Consider the following 17,004-nt stretch of genomic DNA (forward strand, 5'->3'; position numbering starts at 1 on the left):
ACACGTACCAGGAATCCCCGGCAGGACAACACAGTCCCCGGGGATCCTTTGTTTTCCGGCCCCAGGGAGGATCCGGCCCCGGTAATAACGGTCAGGAGTACGTTCCATCGGACGTTCTTGGGGGGATTTCCGGAGGAACGTACACTCACGGTCGGTAGGAGTACGTTCGGCCGGAAACGGGTTGAAAACACCCGGAGGAACGTACGCTTACGATTGGTAGGAGTACGGTTGGCCGGAAACGGGTTGAAAACACCCGGAGGAACGTACGCTTACGATTGGTAGGAGTACGGTTGGCCGGAAGACCTGTGGAAATACCCGGAGATGCGTACACACATATACGGGCATGTTTATGTTCGGCCGGATACTTTCGTCGACGGTGTCCCCGGGACTCACATCCACGATTGTCCGCGCACGGTTATCCGGACATTCCCGGGGAACTTCCGGGGGACGTACGCTTACAATCGGTATCTGTACGGTTATCCGGAAACCGATCGAAAACACCCGCAAGAACGTACGCTGACAGGCAATGGCAGCATCCGCAGCCTGATCCTTATCGGGCGGACAAGGAGTTCCAGGCATGGCCGACCTCAATCCGCAGTCGCTGGTCACCCTGTGGCGCATCGAACAGTACGGTTCGTTCTCCGCCACGGCCAAGGCGACCGGATGGTCGCAGCCGGCCATCAGCCAGCAGATCAAGAAGCTGGAATCGCAATGCGGCACCATGCTGGTCGATCGCACGCCGCATGGGGTCGAACTGACCGCCACGGGCGCGATGCTCGCGCGTCACGGCGAGGCGATCGCGGATCGGCTGGAACGTGCGGAACGTGAGCTGAAGGATTATCGGGAGCGACGATTCGCGCATCTGACGCTTGTCGCGCCTCCGTCGATCTGCTCGACGATCGCGGCGCGCACGGTCGTCAAACTCGGCATGTACACCGACATCGAACTGAGCCTGACGCAGATGGAGCCGCCCGAGGCGATCGCCCTGATCGCACAGGGCAAGGCCGACGCGGCCGTCGTGTTCCGTTACAGCAGCATCCCCGGATTCCTGCCCATCGGCGACGATCTTGACTTCCATTCGCTCGGCACCGACCCTCTGCGCCTGCTGGTGCGACGTTCGAGCGCCATCGCCCGCGCATATGAATCGGACGGGACGCCGGTGCCATTGTCCGCGGCCAGGGACGAACCGTGGATCGCCGGCTGCGCGACCTGCCGCGCGAACCTCGTCAAACTTGCCGCGCGCGCCGGATTCACCCCGGACATCCGTCACGCGACGGACGACTATTGGGCGACGCAGAACCTCGTGGAGGTCGGTATGGGCGTCTCGCTCGTGCCGGCACTGGACACGCATATCAATCTTGGCGAGGACCTTGTCGCCTGTCCGATCACGGACGATTATGCGTCGCGCGAGATCGGCGTCGTCACGCGCGCCGGTGACAAGCGGCCCGCTTTGCAGCCGCTCATCGAGGAATTGAAGCGTACCGCGTTGAGATACCTGATCGGCGGCAAACCGGCCTGAGAACGGGACACGGGGTCGATAAGCAATATTGCCAACGCCATCACGATTCCGGGGAACGGCGTCGTTGAGCGGCCGATCCACGCCGGGAACAATGGGCGTCATGGATACGAAGAGCAGCATCATCGACCGTCCCATGAACGAGACGGAGACCGACGGCGGCTTCGACGCCGCGCGCATCGACGCGGAGAGCATCGAGGAACTCGAACGCATCGGTTCGGACAAGTGGACCCGTCACCCCGGATGCATCGGGGCGTTCATCGCGGAGATGGACTACGGACTTGCGCCGTGCGTCGCCAAGGCCATCGAACAGGCGACCGAACGCGGAGCGCTCGGCTACATCCCCGACCCGTGGAAGAGGGAGGTCGCGCGATCCTGCGCCGCATGGCAGCTGCGCTACGACTGGAACGTCAACCCGGCGGTCATCCGCCCGGTCCCCGACGTGCTCGAGGCGTTCGAGGTGTTCCTGCGCGAGATCGTACGCGCCGGCAACTCGATCATCGTGCCGACGCCCGCCTACATGCCGTTCCTGAGCGTGCCGCGCCTGTACGGCGTCGACGTCATCGAGATCCCGATGCTGCGCGATGACGTGTCAGGGGAGTGGCTGTTCGACTTCGACGCGATCGAGCGCGCGTTCGCCGCCGGCTGTCACGCGTTCACGCTGTGCAATCCCCACAATCCGATCGGCAAGGTGCTCACGCGCGACGAGATGCTGCGCATCTCCGATCTCGCGGAGAAGTACGACGTGCGCATCTTCTCCGACGAGATCCACGCGCCGTTCGTCTACCGGGGGTACGCGCACGTGCCGTTCGCCTCGATCGACGAGCGGACCGCGAGGCAGGCGTTCACGTCCACATCCGCCTCGAAATCGTTCAACATCCCCGGCACCAAGTGCGCGCAGGTGATCCTCACCAACCCCGACGACCTCGACCTGTGGATGCGCAACGCGGAATGGTCCGAGCACCAGACCGCGACCATCGGCGCGATCGCCACCACCGCGGCCTACGACGGTGGCAGCGCATGGTTCGACGGGGTATTGAAGTACATCGAGCGCAACATCGCGCTGGTCAATGACGAAATGCGTACGCGCTTCACGCGTGTGGGCTACATTCCGCCGCAGGGCACGTACATCGCGTGGCTCGATTTCTCGCCGCTGGGCATTGGCGATCCGGCTGCATACTTCCTCGAGAAGGCCGGAGTCGCCCTGACCGACGGACGCGAGTGCGGCGAGTGCGGCGCCGGATGCGTGCGCATGAACTTCGCGATGCCCTACCCGCTGCTCAGGGAGTGCTTTGATCGCATGTATGAGGCGTTGTGCGCGGACGGGCTGTGCAGCGAATCATTCTCAATAGCAAACGTGTGAGCCCACGAAGTGCGCGAATCGCACATGCCTGCCTTCGAAAGGGCGAAATTCCGGGCTTTTTCGACATGTGCGATTGTGCGGGAATGTGTGATTGGCTCACACATTTCTTACTGAGAACGATTCGCTGTAAGCTGACAGGCATGTACACCGACATCATCTTCGATTTCTGCGACGTGCTGGTCGACTGGAGGCCGCGACGCGCCGTCGAGGGCCTGTTCCCCGACGACGTGCTCGACGCGCTCTTCGACCGGCGCGATCCGTTCGGCTTCTGGCATTACGACATCCTGTCCGACCTTGGCTGGAGCGAGGAACAGGTCCTCGCCGAGTACGCGTCGCGGCACGGCATCGGGGAGGACATGCCGCGGCAGGTGACTCAGGAAGCGGATCCGTCATCATGCCTGGAGGCGTACGCCGCGTATTTCCGGCGTCAGCGACTCGCGCTCGCCGGCATGCTGCCGGGCATGGCCGCGCTGCTGCGCGATCTGGACGCGGCCGGCGTACGTTGCTGGGGGTTGACCAACTTCACCGTGAAATACGTGGACGTGGCGCGCGAGCTGTTTCCAGAACTGAACATCCTGCGTGACGTGGTCGTCTCCAGCGCCGAGAAAATCCACAAGCCCGACGCGGAGATCTACCGTCGGGCGGTCGCGCGGTTCGGCGTCGACCCGGAGCATACCGCGTTCGTCGACGACAAGCAGCGCAACGCCGACGCCGCGTCGGCCGCCGTACCGGGCTTGACCGGCATCCGGTTCGTCGACGAGGCGACGCTGCGCCCCCTGCTGCTTGGGCAGTGAGAGTCAAGATGAGAGTATGAAGCATACGATGCGTGTCAAGGTGTTCATTCGTGAGCGTGTATGCCGGTCGGAGTTCGATGTAGGGGACGTCCCTGGCAGATTGGTACATCTGCTTGCGCTCGAGAGCGGTGGCTACTGCAGCTGACCGAATACGTCTATAAACACGGTCGTCACGGCTGGCTCATCAAGACCTTATACAGTGGTGCATATCGGTGATACGATTTCAAGGGAGAAACAAATGGACAATTCAAGCGAGACACCTGTCGAATCGGATGCATGGCGTGACGGGATGATCAAGGATCTCACCCTGATGCTGTTGTGGCTGACATCATGGGATGAGAGTTCCAAGACCGAGGGCGCCAAACCCTTGCTGCGCTCGTGGGTCAGCTACAGCTGGGGCGCCGTGGATGCGCTACGTGATGAACAACTGGTAGAGGGGCGCAAGGGCAACAAGTCCGTCTATCTGACGGAGCAGGGAGTTGGTCTCGCCAAGGCATTGGTCGATCGGTATCGGATCATGACCGGTGGTGGCGCTGCGAACGGTGTGCATCATGCGCATCATGACATGTTCGCGGAGATGATGGAAGACATCGACACTCTCACCGAGCAAGAAGCGCAGATGGTGGTGATGTCGCTGATGGCACGCGCGGCAGGTCGTCCTGACCTCGATCCCTCTGATGAACGGAACGATCCCGAACACGTCTTTGGTCCGCACGGATTGGTGACGATGCTGGAAAGCGATGGCGACCAATCCCGTGCGGATCGTTCGGGCCTCGATCAGTTCCGCGGATACGCCAGCTACGGTGATTCAACACCGATGGATGATATCGCCGAACATATTGACACGAAGTACGTAGACGTCGATGATCCGCGTTCCTTCCTGTTACGCGTGACTTTGCGTCTATACGATGCGACGTCACCTGACGGCAAGCCACTGGTGTGCTGGCGTGAAATCGAGATGCCAGCCGGATCGTCCTTCACCGACCTGCACATGGCCATCCAGCATGCGTTCGACTGGAAGGACTACCACCTATGGAACATCCAGCTGAACAGTCGCGGTGTGAAATACCAGTTGGAGTCCTCGTCGAACGAGAATTCGTTCGACGACTACTGGAGCCGGCGTACGCCCGCCGACGCGGACACCGTGCGTCTTGATGAAGTGTTCCCGCGCAGCCGCACCGCGTTGTACACGTACGATTACGGCGACAACTGGGAACACGAGATCAAGCTTGTCAAGACCAACAAAACAAGCGAGATCGAACATCCCACGGTTTGTGGGAGTGAGGGTGACGCACCTCCTGAAGACGTCGGAGGACCATGGGGGTTCGCCGAGTTCCTCAAGGCGTATACCGACCCGAACCACCCCGATCACAAGTCCATGGTCGAGTGGAAGAAAGGGATCGATACACTGTGACGTCATGTTGATGCGTCAGCTTCCGCTGTCGATGTACACCCAGCCGCGCTCGGCGTCGGGCGAGCCGGGCGCGTAGGCGTAGTCGGTGGTGAATACGGCGACGTGGTCGATGCCGTACTTCCTGATGGCGCTGTACACGGAGGAGCCGCTGTCCGCGCCCGAGTTCTCGACCATCCGAACCTCCGAGCGCATCATGTCGTCCGAGCGGGTCTCGTCGAAGGTGACGCTGTCGATCGAACAGCCGTGCAACGACTGCTTGCTTTCAAGCATGGCGTCTATCGCGTCGTCGATCTGCGCGTGCGTGAACCCGGTGCCGTCCGTGGCGATGACGGCGAGCGCGACGACGACCGCCAGCGCCTTCCAATGCCGCGCGATCGCCCGCAGCATGTTCATGACGCTCATGACGTTCATGACGTTCATGACGCCAAGATAGTCGTCCCCGGAATATCAGGCGGTCCGGGCCGCGGCCGTGCGTGTCGGGTCCTTCTGCAGGGTCAGGAAGACGAGGGCGACGACGAGCAGGATCGCGATGGACAGGACGCCGAGGGAGGCGTTGCCGGTCAGGGTCGTGGTCGTGGCGACGAGGAACGTGCCGAGGATCGAAGCCGTCTTGCCGAAGATGTCGTACAGTCCGTAGTACTCGTTGGCGTGCTCCTTGGGGATGATCTTGCCGTAGTAGGAGCGGGAGAGCGCTTGGATGCCGCCTTGGAACATGCCGACCAGGATCGCGAGGATCCAGAATTCGACGGCCGACTTGAGGAAGAACGTGGCGAAGAACACGATGCCCATGTACGCGACCACCGCGGCCATGATCATCGGCTTGCATCCGAAGCGGCCGGCGAGTCGTCCGTAGATGATGGCGCACGGGAAGGCGACGAACTGCGTGACCAGCAGCGCGACGACCAGCTGCGTCGAGTCGATGCCGAGCTGCGTGCCGTACGACGTGCTCATCGAGATCACGGTGTTGACCGCGTCGATGTAGAAGAAGAACGCGATCATGAACATCCACAGCGGCTTGTTCTTGACGAGCTTGCGCAACGTGCCGGCCAATTCGGTGAACGTGCCGCGCACGGCCTCGGCGGCGTGGTCGCGGGTGGCGCGGTAGTGGACCTGCGTGTAGCTGGTGATGAGCGGGATCGTGAACGCCACCTACCAGATGGCCGTGATGATGAACGCGGCGCGCGTGCAAGCGGCCGTCGACCAGCCGAGAAGCGAGGGGCCGCCGAAGATCAGGGCGATGCAGGCGATGAACGGGATCGTCGAGCCGACGTAGCCCCATCCGTAGCCGTGCGAGGAGACCTTGTCCATGCGCTCGTTCGAGGTCGTGTCGATGAGCATCGAATCGTAGAACGTGAGTGAGCCGTTCAGGCCGATCGTCGCCAGCACGTAGACGATGAGGAACGGCAGCCAGGTCAGCGGCAGGGCCATCGCGCAGCACATCACCACACCGGTGCCGAAGAAGCCGAGGAAGAACTTGATCTTCATGCCCTGCACGTCGGCGATCGAGCCGAGCAGCGGCATGAGCAGGGCGATCACCAGCGAGGCGATCGTCTGCGCGTAGCCCCACGCGGACACGATGTTGCCGTCCGCCGGCATCAGCGACTTCGCGTAGATCGGGATGACGGCGGTCGACAGCAGCACGAACGCGGAGTTGCCCACGTCGTAGACGATCCACTTCTTCTCACGTGCGGTGAGCCTGGCGGAGGCGGGCAGGGCCGCAGCGGTGCTTTCGGACATGTTCACTCCTCGACGAATCCGTGGGGCGTTCGGCGGAACGTCCAGACCATCTTTAATCGTACGGATGCGTGGCACCGGTGTGGGCCGTGCATAGGTGAACGCAGGATGAACTTATGTCGAGGCGCATAGAGGCGCATAGAGGAGACGTTTCTTAGGCAGATTTTGCGTTTCCTAGGCAGGTCGCGTCCTGATCACGTCCTGTGCCCGGCGCGGGAGGCGCGGAAAACCAACGGTTTCTTTCGTGCCTCCCGCGGTCGCCGACCACCCGCCTGCCTAGGAAGTGAGAAAAGTGCCTAGGAAATGGTCATGTCAGTGCGAGGACGGCGATTCGGACGGCGATTCGGGATCCACTCCGGCGAGCTGGATGGCCTCGTCGGCGGACGGGCAGACCGGCACGCCGGCGTGGGAGCGCTGGATGGCGATCGAGGCGGCCGCGTTGGCGATGTTCACTGCGTCGGCGAGCGACCAGCCCTTCGCGAGCATCGCGCACATCGCGCCGGTGTGGCAGGAGCCGGCGGAACGCGTGTGGACACCCTTGGTCGGGTATCCCTCGACGTGCAGCACGTCGCCGCCCGGCTCGCGCACCCATGCGCCGCGTGCGCCCGCGCGTACGATCAGCGGGGCGCGCAGCGTGTTGCCGAGCGCGTCGCACAGCGCGTTCATCGCTTTGTCGAAGCCGCCGCCGACGGTGAGGGTGTCGCCTTCGTCGAGGGCGATGCCGAGGCGTTCGGCCAGCGTCGTCGCCTCCTGGCGGTTGCAGGACCAGATCGGGCGGGCCAGCACCAGATCCTCGAGCAGATGGTCGTTGACGAGCTTGAGCGTGTTCGTGGGATTGATGACGAGGTGGTACGGCCGCTTCCTCGGATCGCTGCCGGCGCGGTCCATGAATTCGTCGATGCCGGCTGCCGTGTGGTCGAGCAGCGTGTTGCCGGAGATGTGGACCACGTCGCCGGCGCCCGGTTCGAGCGTGTCGAACGTGTGTTCGTCGCCTCGCGCCTCGGCGCCGTAGTGCGCGACGAACGTCTTGCGGCCGTCGCCGTCGTGGAAGACGAGACGGAATCCGGAATCCACGTCGAGCCGGCTCGGTCCGACGTGGACGATGCCGTCCTCCTCGTACGCCTTGCGGATCATCGACGCCCATACGCCGTTGCCGATGACGCCCGCGTGCTCGGCGGGCACGCCCATGCGGCTGACCGCATCGAGTACGCGGTAGCTGCCGCCGATCGCCGGATGCGCGGCGTCCGCGACGGTGAATCCGCCGCTCGCCGGCAGCGAGTCCACATCCATCATGATGTCGACCCACACCTGACCGAGCGAGATCACGGAGGGCGTGTGGTCCTTCGCCTCGCGCTCGCGGTTGCGTTCCTCCTCCTCGTGGCGGCGCAGCTCCTCCTCCGCCTCGGCCTTTCTTCTGGCGATGAGCTTGCCGAGCATGGTCTCCTCGTTGACTGTCAATCCGAGCATCGTGTCCTCCTTGTGCCCGTGGAACCTCCGAATGTTTTATGTTGTCGGGTGCTGCAGGTTCCGCATCCTTGCGTGCGCCTGTGCCCCTGCTTTCAGTTCTACCGTGATTCTATGCGAACACGCTGGAAGCGCAATGGACAATATCCCGACGCTGATCCGTTTTTCCGGCGGGTTCGATGACGGTTTGACGCCGGATCGGAGGCTCGTGGCGGGTAGCATACCACGCCGTGGTTGCGTTTGTCCCCATTTCAGGATATATTCGTGAAGTTGTGTGTTCGGCTAGATGCAATCGGCGCATATCTGCATAGACCTATAGTCATATGCCCGATGTGTGTAGACGCGTCCGGCCGGAACGCGAAAAGACTTGACAGTCAAGGTTAAAGGGAGTCCATCATGGCAGCTCGTTGTGCAGTGTGCGGCAAGGGTCCGCAGGTCGGATACACCGTGTCTCACTCGCATATCCGCAACAAGCGTCGCTTCCGCCCGAACCTTCAGCCGGTGCGCACCACCGTCGACGGCCAGAACGTCCGTATCGCCGTGTGCGCCAAGTGCCTCAAGGCCGGCAAGGTCCAGCGCGTGGTTGCGTGAAGTGCGCGATAGCATAAGCGTTACGAAGCCCCCATCGGTTCGCCGATGGGGGCTTTTGCTATGAGCGTAGGCTCGCGTGGTCGGGAGCAGTGTGGCGTCTGCCGGTGCCGTCCGCGTATGCGGGAACAATGGATTGCCATGAGCATCAAGCTGGCTACCCGGGTCGCCTCGCTGCTGGCGAACAAGCGGCGTGCGTCCACGCTCAAATCGTTCGGCATCAGAACCATCGGCGACGCGCTGACCTACTATCCGTTCCGCGTGTCCGATCCCGTTCCCGCACGCGCCGTAGGCGAGGCGCGTATCGGCGAGCCGATGGCGTTCGTGGCGACGGTCGTCTCGTCGCGCGTGGCGACCGGTCGGATGCTGCGACTCGAGGTCATCGTCGACGACGCCATCTATGCGGCGACGCGCGGCGTCGCCTCCGGCAGGGCCCGCCTTGTCTTCTTCTCCGGCAAACGCAGCTACATCGACTGGATGGCCGCCCGGCTCACCAACGGCGCCACCGTGGTCGTCGCCGGCACCGCGGGCGAATACATGGGTCAGTTGCAGTTCACGCATCCGCAGATCCTCACCGTGGCGCCGGGCAATCCGCTCGGCGGCAGCACCCGCGCCGCACGCGCCGCCCGGGCCGCCGACCCGTGGCTCGCCTTCTCCCCGGACATCGACATCGAACGCAAGGTGCGCGACCGCTCCCCGCGCACTCAGCGCAAGCCCTCCTACGATGCGCCCTCGCCGATCGAGGGTCTTGCACGCGTCTGCCGGCCGCGACCCGTCTATCACGCGTCCGCGCGACTGTCCAGCGAACGCATCCACGAGACCATCCTGAGCCTGATGTGGGCGCTCGGCGGACGCGACATCGCCGCGCCCGGCACCGACGACATCATCCTGCAGTCGCGCGGCGACGAGGAGGAGTTCACCGGCACGCTCGCCAAGGCCATCCCCGACGTGCTGCCCGAGGACGTGCGCGCCGCACGCGGTCTCATGCACCGGGCCGACGCGTTCCGCGCGATCCACGACCCCAAGACGGTCGAGCAGTTCCACAAGGGCATCGAGACGCTGCGTTACGAGGAGGCGTTCGTCTGCCAGAGCGCCCTGCTCAAGGCGCGCAACAGCGCGCATCAGTCGCCCGCCACGCCCTGCCCGCTGAACGAGGGTGAGGGGGAGGACAAGGGCGACCTGCGCGACCGGTTCCTCGCCTCGCTGCCGTTCACGCTGACCGACGGCCAGCGTGTGGTCGTCGACGACATCGCCCGTGACATGTCCGGCGAACGCCCGATGCGCCGTCTGCTGCAGGGCGAGGTCGGCTCCGGCAAGACGGTCGTCGCGCTCGCCGCGATGATGCAGGCGGTCGGAGCGGGGCATCAGGCCGTGCTCGTCGCCCCCACGCAGGTGCTCGCCGAACAGCACCATGACTCCATCGGCCGGATGGTCGAGGGACTGGACGTGCCGGTCACGCTGCTGACCGGCGGCATGCGGCTCGCGGCCCGACGCAAGGCGCTCGCGGCCGCGGCCAGCGGCGAGCCGGGCATCATCGTCGCCACGCACGCCGCGTTCTCCAAGACGTTCCAGGCGCCGAACCTCGCGCTCGTCGTCATCGACGAACAGCATCGCTTCGGCGTCGAACAGCGTGATTCCCTCAGTGCCGAATCGGCCGACGGCACCGTGCCGCACCTGCTGGTGATGACCGCCACGCCGATCCCGCGCACCGCCGCGATGACCTGGTTCGGCGATCTCGACATCTCGTGGCTGACCGAACTGCCCGGCGGGCGCAAGCCGATCCGCACGATCGTCGTCGACGAATCGGACGGCCCGACGATGGGCCGCATGTTCGCGCACATCCGCTCGCGCATCGACGCGGGGGAGCGTGCGTACATCGTGTGCGCCCGCATCGACGCGGACGGTGCCGATGCCGCGGATGGTGCCGGTGACACCGATGCCGCGGACGACGCGCCGGACGCGGACGACGGCATCGACGACCTGTTCGAGGCGCTGGACGAGAACGGCGATGCCGTCGCCCGACCGCCGCTGCATTCGGTCGCGGAGATCACCGCGCGGCTCAAGGCTCTGCCGCAGTTCCGGGGCGTGCGGTTCGCGACTCTGACCGGACGCGACAAGGACGACGTCAAAACCGCCGTCATGGCCGACTTCGCATCCGGCGAGACGCCGATCCTCGTCGCCACGACCGTCATCGAGGTGGGCGTCGACGTCAGGCAGGCCAGCTGCATCGTCATCTTCGACGCCGACCGGTACGGCCTGTCCCAGCTGCATCAGCTGCGCGGCCGCGTCGGGCGCGGCGGCACCGACAGCTGGGCGTTCCTCGTCTCGCGCGCCGAGGCCGGGTCGATCGCCGCGCAGCGACTGGACGTCATCCGCGGTTCGCTCGACGGCGCCGAGATCGCCAAGGCCGATCTTGAGCTGCGTGGTGCCGGCGATGTGCTCGGGGACGCGCAGTCCGGCGCGAAATCCAGCCTCAAGCTGCTGCGCGTCGTCAAGGACGCCGATCTCATCGTCGACGCGCGCGAACGCGCGGAGCGTCTGCTCGCCGACGACCCGGATCTGTCCGGCAACCCGCAGCTCGCCGGTGCCGTGCTCGATTTCACGCGCGGCAACGAGACCTTCCTGACCTCCAACTAAGGTCGATCATCATGCGTGTGATTTCCGGACGATTCAAGGGCATGGCGCTGACCACGCCGAAAAGCGTGACCCGCCCCACCACCGACCGTACCAAGGAGGCGATCTTCTCGCGTCTCGACTCGTGGGGCGTGCTCGCCGGCGCCCGCGTGCTCGACCTGTTCGCCGGTACGGGCGCGCTCGGCATCGAGGCGCTTTCGCGCGGGGCCCGCGAGCTCGTCGCGGTCGAGGCGAACGGTCCGGCGGCCGCGCTGATCGCGAAGACGCTCGGCGCGTTGAAGCGCAATCGCGCGTGGACGGCCGATCTTCAGGCCCGCGTGGTGCGCGCGAAGGCCGAGAAGTTCGTGGAGCCGGCGCATCGGGATGCTGCGGGCGATGGCGGCGACGGCGTGGTGACGGCCTCGCCCGCGGCCGCCGCGTACGACGTGATCTTCATCGACCCGCCCTACGCGTTCGAAACCGAGGCGTGCGAGAAACTGCTCGCCGATCTGGCTGCGTCGGGCATGGCCGGCCAAGGCACGGTGATCGTGCTGGAGCGTTCCGCGCGCTCCGACGACCCCGTTCCTCCCGAGGGGTGGGACATCACCGATCGCCGTGACTACGGCGAGACGGCCGTGTTCTACATCGAGCGCTGAGGCTCGTTGGCTTTTCGCGGGCGAGATCGCGCTGTCTGGGATATCTCGTATCGTGGTATCCGTAAGCGATGGCTCGAAACGAGATATCTCATGATGTTGGATCGTGACGGGCCGGGACACGATCACATGAAAGGGACATGAACCATGTCGAACTTCGTCGAGGGACTCGAAAAGCGCCGCTCCCAGTACGCCCTGACCGACGCCTCGCCGATCAGCGATCAGGAGATCGCCGACCTCGTCAAGAAGGTCACCGTCGAGGTGCCGAGCGCCTTCAACTCCCAGCCGCAGCGCGCCGTCGTCCTGTTCGGCGACGCCAACCAGAAGCTGTGGGACATCGTCAAGGAGACCCTGCGCAAGGTCGTCAACGACGATGAGCAGTTCAAGGCCACCGAGGCCAAGATCAACGCCTTCGCCGCCGGCCACGGCACCGTGCTCTTCTACGACGACGAGGACGTCACCAAGCAGCTGCAGGAGAACATCCCCGCCTACGCCGCTAACTTCCCGGGCTTCGCCCGTGACGCCGCCGGCATGCTGCAGCTCGCCGTGTGGACCGCGCTCGCCGACAAGGGCCTCGGCGCCTCCCTGCAGCACTACAACCCGCTGATCGACGAGGCCGTCACCGCCGAGTTCGGCCTGCCGGAGAGCTGGAAGCTGCAGGCCCAGATGCCGTTCGGCGTCGTCGCCCAGCCGGCCGCCCCGGTCGACAAGCAGCCGGCCGACGCCCGCGTCAAGGTGTTCGGTCTGTGATCGATGGGTGGCTGGTTCCCCGGGAACCAGCCACCTGCTCACACCCTTCTCGGGTGGACGGAGGAGACCTCCCAGCCGAGCGCGATCAGCGTTTTGCGATCGGCCTTGTCGAGCGACTTGCAGTCGAGCCGCTCGATCAGGTCGGGGCGGATCTGGCTGGTGCGCTCCAGCGCCTCGTCGCGACGATAGCGGTCCACCTTGCCGTGGTCTCCGGACAGGAGGATGTCCGGAACCTTCAAACCCCGCCATTCGGCGGGTTTCGTGTACTGGCGATGCTCGAGCAGGGCGTTGCTTCCCGTGTAGGATTCCTCGACGATGGAGTCGGAGTTGCCCATGAATCCCGGGATCAGGCGGGTGATTGCCTCGAGCATCACCGAGGTGGCGACCTCGCCGCCGTTGAGCACGTAATCGCCGATCGAGTACTCGCGCACGTCCACGCCGCGCGAACGGTAGTACTCGGGGATGCGCGCGTCATAGCCCTCGTAGCGTCCGCAGCCGAACAGCAGGTGCTCGGCGTGGGAGAGCTCGGTCGCGTCGCGCTGCGTGAACAGCGGTGCCGACGGGTTCGGGAAGATCAGCACCGGGCTATCCGCCGGCTCCGGCCCCAGCAGCTCATCGAGGCATTCGGCCCAGACACTGGGTTTCATGACCATGCCCGCGCCGCCGCCGACCGGGGTGTCGTCGACCGAGTGGTGCACGTCATGCGTCCAATCGCGCAAATTATGCGCCGTAATGCGCAACAGGCCCTTGTCCTGCGCCTTGCCCATCAGACTCAGGTTCATCACGTCGAAATACTCGGGGAACACGCTCACGATATCGATCTTCATAACCATCCACCCTATCGCAAGGGGTGCGGGCGGCGGGGCCGCACTCGAGGTTCACGGATTGTTCATGTCGGGTTCCATCGGGCGGGTGACGGCATGCGCTATTGATAGATAGCAACACGAGACAAGGGAGCGGACGATGGCGGCACGCAAGCTGATTCTGGATCTGGACACGGGCATCGACGATACGCTGGCGATCGCCTACGCGCTGGGCAGTGCCGACGAGGTCGACCTGATCGGCGTGACCGGCACGTACGGCAACGTCACCGTGCGCCGGGGCGTGCGCAACTCGCTCGCCGTGCTGCACCTGTTCGGACGCGACGACGTGCCCGTCTACCCGGGCGTCGACCATCCGCTCGCCTACGATCCCGCGGTGAACGGTCCGTGGGAGCCGAGCGCCGGATCGGTCGCCGTCCACGCGCCCAACGGCGTCGGCGGCGCAACGATTCCCGATTCGCCGCGCGCGAGCGAACCGGACGGCTCCGCGGTCGACTTCATCATCGACGCGGCGCGCACGTACGGCGAGAACCTCGTGATCGTGCCGACCGGCGCGATGACCACGATGGCCACCGTCCTCAAAACTGCGCCGGATGTCAGGGACTCCGGCGCGCGCATCACCCTGATGGGCGGGGCGCTCACTGTGCCGGGCAACGTGAGCCCGGGTGCCGAGGCGAACATCTCCCAGGACCCCGAGGCCGCCGACTACCTGTTCCGCTGCGGCGCGCGCACCACGATGATCGGCCTCGACGTGACCCACCAGACCGCGCTGACCCGCAAGGGCACGGCCGTCTGGCGCGCCCTCGGCACCCCGGCGGGCGATTTCCTCGCCGACATGACCGACTACTACATCGACTTCTACCTCGCCAACCAGCCCGAGATCGGCGGATGCGGCCTGCACGACCCGCTCGCCGTCGCCGCCGCGCTCGACCCGACGCTCGTCACGACGCTCGGCGTGAACTTGAAGGTCGATCTGGACGGTGCGTTCCGCGGTCGCACGATCGGCGACCGGGCGCGCCTGACCGATCCGGACAAGCGCACGCAGGTAGCCCTCGGCGTCGACGTGCCGGAGTTCCTCGAGAGGTTCATGACGCGCATCACCGCCCTCGCGGCGAAGTAGCGGAGCGCCACCCGCCCACGTCTCGTATGCTGGCGCTGAACGCGAGACAATCCGGGGGTGTAGGAAAACCCTATAGCGCTCACGATTCGCGCCAAATCAGGGAACGATAGCAGGTCATCAGTTTCTCTGATGGCAATCGGCCCTGAAGCGGTTCGATTCGAGTTACTGTGTTTGTTCGACTAGGAAAAGAGGCGAACAGACATGTCGGAAGTGACGGCACCAGCCGGAGGGACGAAACGCGGATCGGCCGCGGCACGCAGTACGGCCACAGGCGCATCCGCAGACAGATCACCGTATCTGCGCTCGTCGATCATCGTCGGCGGCGTCATCGTCCTGCTCTTCGTGGCCCTCGCCGTGTTCGCCGGCCCCCTGTCCGCGATCACCGGCAACGACCCGTACGCCGAGCACCCCGAGGCGCTCGCCGGCTCGGTGCCGGCCGGATTCGGCGGCGGTATCAGCGCCAGCCACTGGTTCGGCGTGACCCCGCTGCGCGGCGTCGACCTGTTCTCCATCGTGGCGTACGGCTCGCGCATCTCACTGGGCATCGGCCTGTTCTCCTCGGTCATCTCGCTGGTGATCGGCGTGGCGCTCGGCCTGCTCGCCGGCTATTTCCAAGGACTGGCCGACGCGCTGATCTCCCGCACGATGGATGTGTTCTTCGGCTTCCCGTTCCTCATCTTCGCGATCGCCCTGTCGGTGGTCGTGCCGCAGAGCTTCCCGCGCCCACTGCTGCTCACGCTCGTCCTCGGCTTCTTCGGATGGCCGGGCATCGCGCGACTGGTGCGTGGCCAGACCCTGACCCTGAGCAAACGCAACTTCGCCGTGGCCTCGCGCGTGATGGGAGCCTCCCCGGCCCACGTGCTGTGGCACCAGATCCTGCCGAACCTCATGCCGCTGCTCATCGTCAACGTGACCCTGTCGATCCCGGGTCGCATCGGCGCCGAGGCCGGCCTGTCGTTCCTCGGCGTGGGCATGAACCCGCCGACCCCGTCGTGGGGCCGTTCGATCTCCGACGCGGTCCAGTGGGCGCTCGTCGATCCGATGTACCTGCTGTTCCCGGGCGGCGCGCTGTTCCTGCTCACCTTCGGCTTCAACCTGCTCGGTGACGGTCTGAGCGACGCCATCGATCCGCGCAAGGGGGTCCGCGCATGAACATCCTCGCCTACATCGGCAAGCGCATCGCCAGCTCGCTGCTGGTCATCCTCCTGATCACGCTGGCGCTGTTCCTCATCTTCTTCCTGCTGCCCACCAACCCCGCGCAGCTGTCCTGCGGCAAGCCCTGCACGCCCGAGCAGTTGAGCCGCGTCTCGGCGTTCATGGGCACCGACCAGCCGTGGTACATCCAGATGGGCAGCTACATCGCCGGCATCTTCGTAGGGCGCACCTTCGGCACCGGCGGCGGCGCGGTCGTGTGCGACGCGCCGTGCCTCGGATACTCGTTCCGTCTCAACGAATCCGTCAGCCAGCTGATCGCCGACCGCTTCCCCGTCACCGCCTCGATCGCGGTGGGCGCGGCCGTGCTGTGGCTCGTCATCGGCGTCGCCAGCGGCGTGTGGGCCGCCCTGAAGCGCGATACGCTCGTCGACCGCACGCTGCTCGGCCTGTCCGTCGTGGGCGTGTCCGCGCCGTCGTACCTGATCGGTCTGCTCGCCGTGATCGCGTTCGCGCTGAGCATCCAGATCTTCCCCTCCGGCGGATACGTGAACTTCAGCCAGGACCCGGTGCAGTGGCTCTACCACCTGATCCTGCCCTGGCTGGTGCTGGCGATCCTGAGCGCCGCCGGCTACACGCGCATCACGCGCACGCAGATGATCGGCGAGCTGAGCCAGGACTACATCCGCACCGCCCGCTCGAAGGGCGTGCCCGAGTCGGTCATCGTGTTCAAGCACGCGCTGCGCAACGCGATGCTGCCGGTCATGACCATGTTCGGTCTCGATCTGGGCGGCCTGCTCGGCGGCGCGGTCCTGACCGAGAAGGTGTTCTCGATGCAGGGACTGGGCGCGCTGCTGCTCGACTCCGTATCGAATCTGGACCTGCAGGTGCTCGTCGGGGCGACGCTGTTCGCCGCGGTGCTGGTGATCATCGCCAACCTCATCGTCGACATCTGCTACAGCCTGCTTGACCCGAGGGTCACGCTGGGCAGGAACTGACGCCATCAGCGGCATTCCGATTTC

The 17,004-nt window shown here is 65.1% G+C and carries 14 protein-coding genes and 1 pseudogene; 11 read left to right on the forward strand and 4 right to left on the reverse strand.

What is annotated here, in order from left to right:
* Window positions 1-577: 577 nt before the first annotated feature.
* From BW11_RS09170 to BW11_RS09185, 4 genes are all read left to right on the forward strand, one after another.
* Window positions 578-1,519 carry a LysR family transcriptional regulator gene (locus tag BW11_RS09170; protein WP_140445466.1) on the forward strand — a complete coding sequence of 314 codons (942 nt, stop codon included), beginning with the start codon at window positions 578-580 and terminating at the stop codon, window positions 1,517-1,519.
* Between the two features lie 100 nt (window positions 1,520-1,619).
* Window positions 1,620-2,879 (forward strand): aminotransferase class I/II-fold pyridoxal phosphate-dependent enzyme, encoded by a 1,260-nt coding sequence (locus BW11_RS09175; protein WP_140445465.1) that lies wholly within the window; start codon window positions 1,620-1,622, stop codon window positions 2,877-2,879.
* 140 nt (window positions 2,880-3,019) lie between these two features.
* Complete coding sequence (locus BW11_RS09180) at window positions 3,020-3,673, forward strand: HAD family phosphatase (RefSeq protein WP_140445464.1); 654 nt, start codon at window positions 3,020-3,022, stop codon at window positions 3,671-3,673.
* Window positions 3,674-3,911: 238 nt separating this feature from the next.
* Entirely contained in the window at window positions 3,912-5,087 is a 1,176-nt protein-coding gene (locus tag BW11_RS09185; protein ID WP_140445463.1) for a DUF6429 family protein, read from the forward strand.
* 15 nt (window positions 5,088-5,102) lie between these two features.
* On the opposite strand, the gene BW11_RS09190 is transcribed toward BW11_RS09185, so the two are convergent.
* The 3 genes and pseudogenes from BW11_RS09190 to BW11_RS09200 all read right to left on the reverse strand — a co-directional run bounded on the left by BW11_RS09190 (window position 5,103) and on the right by BW11_RS09200 (window position 8,288).
* Window positions 5,103-5,507 carry a hypothetical protein gene (locus tag BW11_RS09190; protein ID WP_140445462.1) on the reverse strand — a complete coding sequence of 135 codons (405 nt, stop codon included), beginning with the start codon at window positions 5,505-5,507 and terminating at the stop codon, window positions 5,103-5,105.
* A 27-nt stretch (window positions 5,508-5,534) separates the two neighbouring features.
* A pseudogene (locus BW11_RS09195) lies at window positions 5,535-6,824 on the reverse strand (MFS transporter).
* Window positions 6,825-7,133: 309 nt separating this feature from the next.
* Window positions 7,134-8,288 carry a PfkB family carbohydrate kinase gene (locus tag BW11_RS09200; RefSeq protein WP_258175664.1) on the reverse strand — a complete coding sequence of 385 codons (1,155 nt, stop codon included), beginning with the start codon at window positions 8,286-8,288 and terminating at the stop codon, window positions 7,134-7,136.
* A gap of 393 nt (window positions 8,289-8,681) precedes the next feature.
* On the opposite strand from BW11_RS09200, the gene rpmB reads away from it, so the two are divergent.
* The 4 genes from rpmB (at window position 8,682) to BW11_RS09220 (ending at window position 12,889) form a co-directional block, all read left to right on the forward strand.
* A complete protein-coding gene (gene rpmB / locus BW11_RS09205; RefSeq protein WP_043166896.1) occupies window positions 8,682-8,876 on the forward strand; it encodes a 50S ribosomal protein L28 in 195 nt (64 codons plus the stop codon).
* Window positions 8,877-9,014: 138 nt separating this feature from the next.
* Window positions 9,015-11,510 carry an ATP-dependent DNA helicase RecG gene (locus tag BW11_RS09210; protein ID WP_140445461.1) on the forward strand — a complete coding sequence of 832 codons (2,496 nt, stop codon included), beginning with the start codon at window positions 9,015-9,017 and terminating at the stop codon, window positions 11,508-11,510.
* An 11-nt stretch (window positions 11,511-11,521) separates the two neighbouring features.
* Window positions 11,522-12,142 (forward strand): RsmD family RNA methyltransferase, encoded by a 621-nt coding sequence (locus BW11_RS09215; RefSeq protein ID WP_140445460.1) that lies wholly within the window; start codon window positions 11,522-11,524, stop codon window positions 12,140-12,142.
* 144 nt (window positions 12,143-12,286) lie between these two features.
* Window positions 12,287-12,889, forward strand: a complete 603-nt coding sequence (locus BW11_RS09220; protein ID WP_140445459.1) for a nitroreductase family protein — start codon at window positions 12,287-12,289, stop codon at window positions 12,887-12,889.
* A gap of 38 nt (window positions 12,890-12,927) precedes the next feature.
* On the opposite strand, the gene trmD is transcribed toward BW11_RS09220, so the two are convergent.
* On the reverse strand, window positions 12,928-13,716 hold the full coding sequence (gene trmD, locus BW11_RS09225) for a tRNA (guanosine(37)-N1)-methyltransferase TrmD (RefSeq protein WP_107044527.1): 789 nt from the start codon (window positions 13,714-13,716) through the stop codon (window positions 12,928-12,930).
* Between the two features lie 136 nt (window positions 13,717-13,852).
* Here trmD and BW11_RS09230 point away from each other — a divergent pair, with 136 nt between their 5' ends.
* The 3 genes from BW11_RS09230 (at window position 13,853) to BW11_RS09240 (ending at window position 16,980) form a co-directional block, all read left to right on the forward strand.
* Window positions 13,853-14,830 (forward strand): nucleoside hydrolase, encoded by a 978-nt coding sequence (locus BW11_RS09230; protein ID WP_140445458.1) that lies wholly within the window; start codon window positions 13,853-13,855, stop codon window positions 14,828-14,830.
* 201 nt (window positions 14,831-15,031) lie between these two features.
* Window positions 15,032-15,982, forward strand: a complete 951-nt coding sequence (locus BW11_RS09235; protein WP_043166908.1) for an ABC transporter permease — start codon at window positions 15,032-15,034, stop codon at window positions 15,980-15,982.
* On the forward strand, window positions 15,979-16,980 hold the full coding sequence (locus BW11_RS09240; RefSeq protein ID WP_140445457.1) for an ABC transporter permease: 1,002 nt from the start codon (window positions 15,979-15,981) through the stop codon (window positions 16,978-16,980). Before BW11_RS09235 ends, BW11_RS09240 begins: the two co-directional genes overlap by 4 nt.
* Window positions 16,981-17,004: the final 24 nt, after the last annotated feature.

It is taken from the genome of Bifidobacterium sp. UTCIF-38, assembly GCF_006454495.1.
Classification (GTDB): Bacteria; Actinomycetota; Actinomycetes; order Actinomycetales; family Bifidobacteriaceae; genus Bifidobacterium; species Bifidobacterium callitrichos.

Coding starts and splice junctions, on each gene's coding strand:
- BW11_RS09170 (WP_140445466.1), top strand. CDS start 578: ATGGCCGACCTCAATCCGCAGTCGCTGGTCACCCTGTGGCGCATCGAA.
- BW11_RS09175 (WP_140445465.1), top strand. CDS start 1,620: ATGGATACGAAGAGCAGCATCATCGACCGTCCCATGAACGAGACGGAG.
- BW11_RS09180 (WP_140445464.1), top strand. CDS start 3,020: ATGTACACCGACATCATCTTCGATTTCTGCGACGTGCTGGTCGACTGG.
- BW11_RS09185 (WP_140445463.1), top strand. CDS start 3,912: ATGGACAATTCAAGCGAGACACCTGTCGAATCGGATGCATGGCGTGAC.
- BW11_RS09190 (WP_140445462.1), bottom strand. CDS start 5,507: ATGAACGTCATGAACGTCATGAGCGTCATGAACATGCTGCGGGCGATC.
- BW11_RS09200 (WP_258175664.1), bottom strand. CDS start 8,288: ATGCTCGGATTGACAGTCAACGAGGAGACCATGCTCGGCAAGCTCATC.
- rpmB (WP_043166896.1), top strand. CDS start 8,682: ATGGCAGCTCGTTGTGCAGTGTGCGGCAAGGGTCCGCAGGTCGGATAC.
- BW11_RS09210 (WP_140445461.1), top strand. CDS start 9,015: ATGAGCATCAAGCTGGCTACCCGGGTCGCCTCGCTGCTGGCGAACAAG.
- BW11_RS09215 (WP_140445460.1), top strand. CDS start 11,522: ATGCGTGTGATTTCCGGACGATTCAAGGGCATGGCGCTGACCACGCCG.
- BW11_RS09220 (WP_140445459.1), top strand. CDS start 12,287: ATGTCGAACTTCGTCGAGGGACTCGAAAAGCGCCGCTCCCAGTACGCC.
- trmD (WP_107044527.1), bottom strand. CDS start 13,716: ATGAAGATCGATATCGTGAGCGTGTTCCCCGAGTATTTCGACGTGATG.
- BW11_RS09230 (WP_140445458.1), top strand. CDS start 13,853: ATGGCGGCACGCAAGCTGATTCTGGATCTGGACACGGGCATCGACGAT.
- BW11_RS09235 (WP_043166908.1), top strand. CDS start 15,032: ATGTCGGAAGTGACGGCACCAGCCGGAGGGACGAAACGCGGATCGGCC.
- BW11_RS09240 (WP_140445457.1), top strand. CDS start 15,979: ATGAACATCCTCGCCTACATCGGCAAGCGCATCGCCAGCTCGCTGCTG.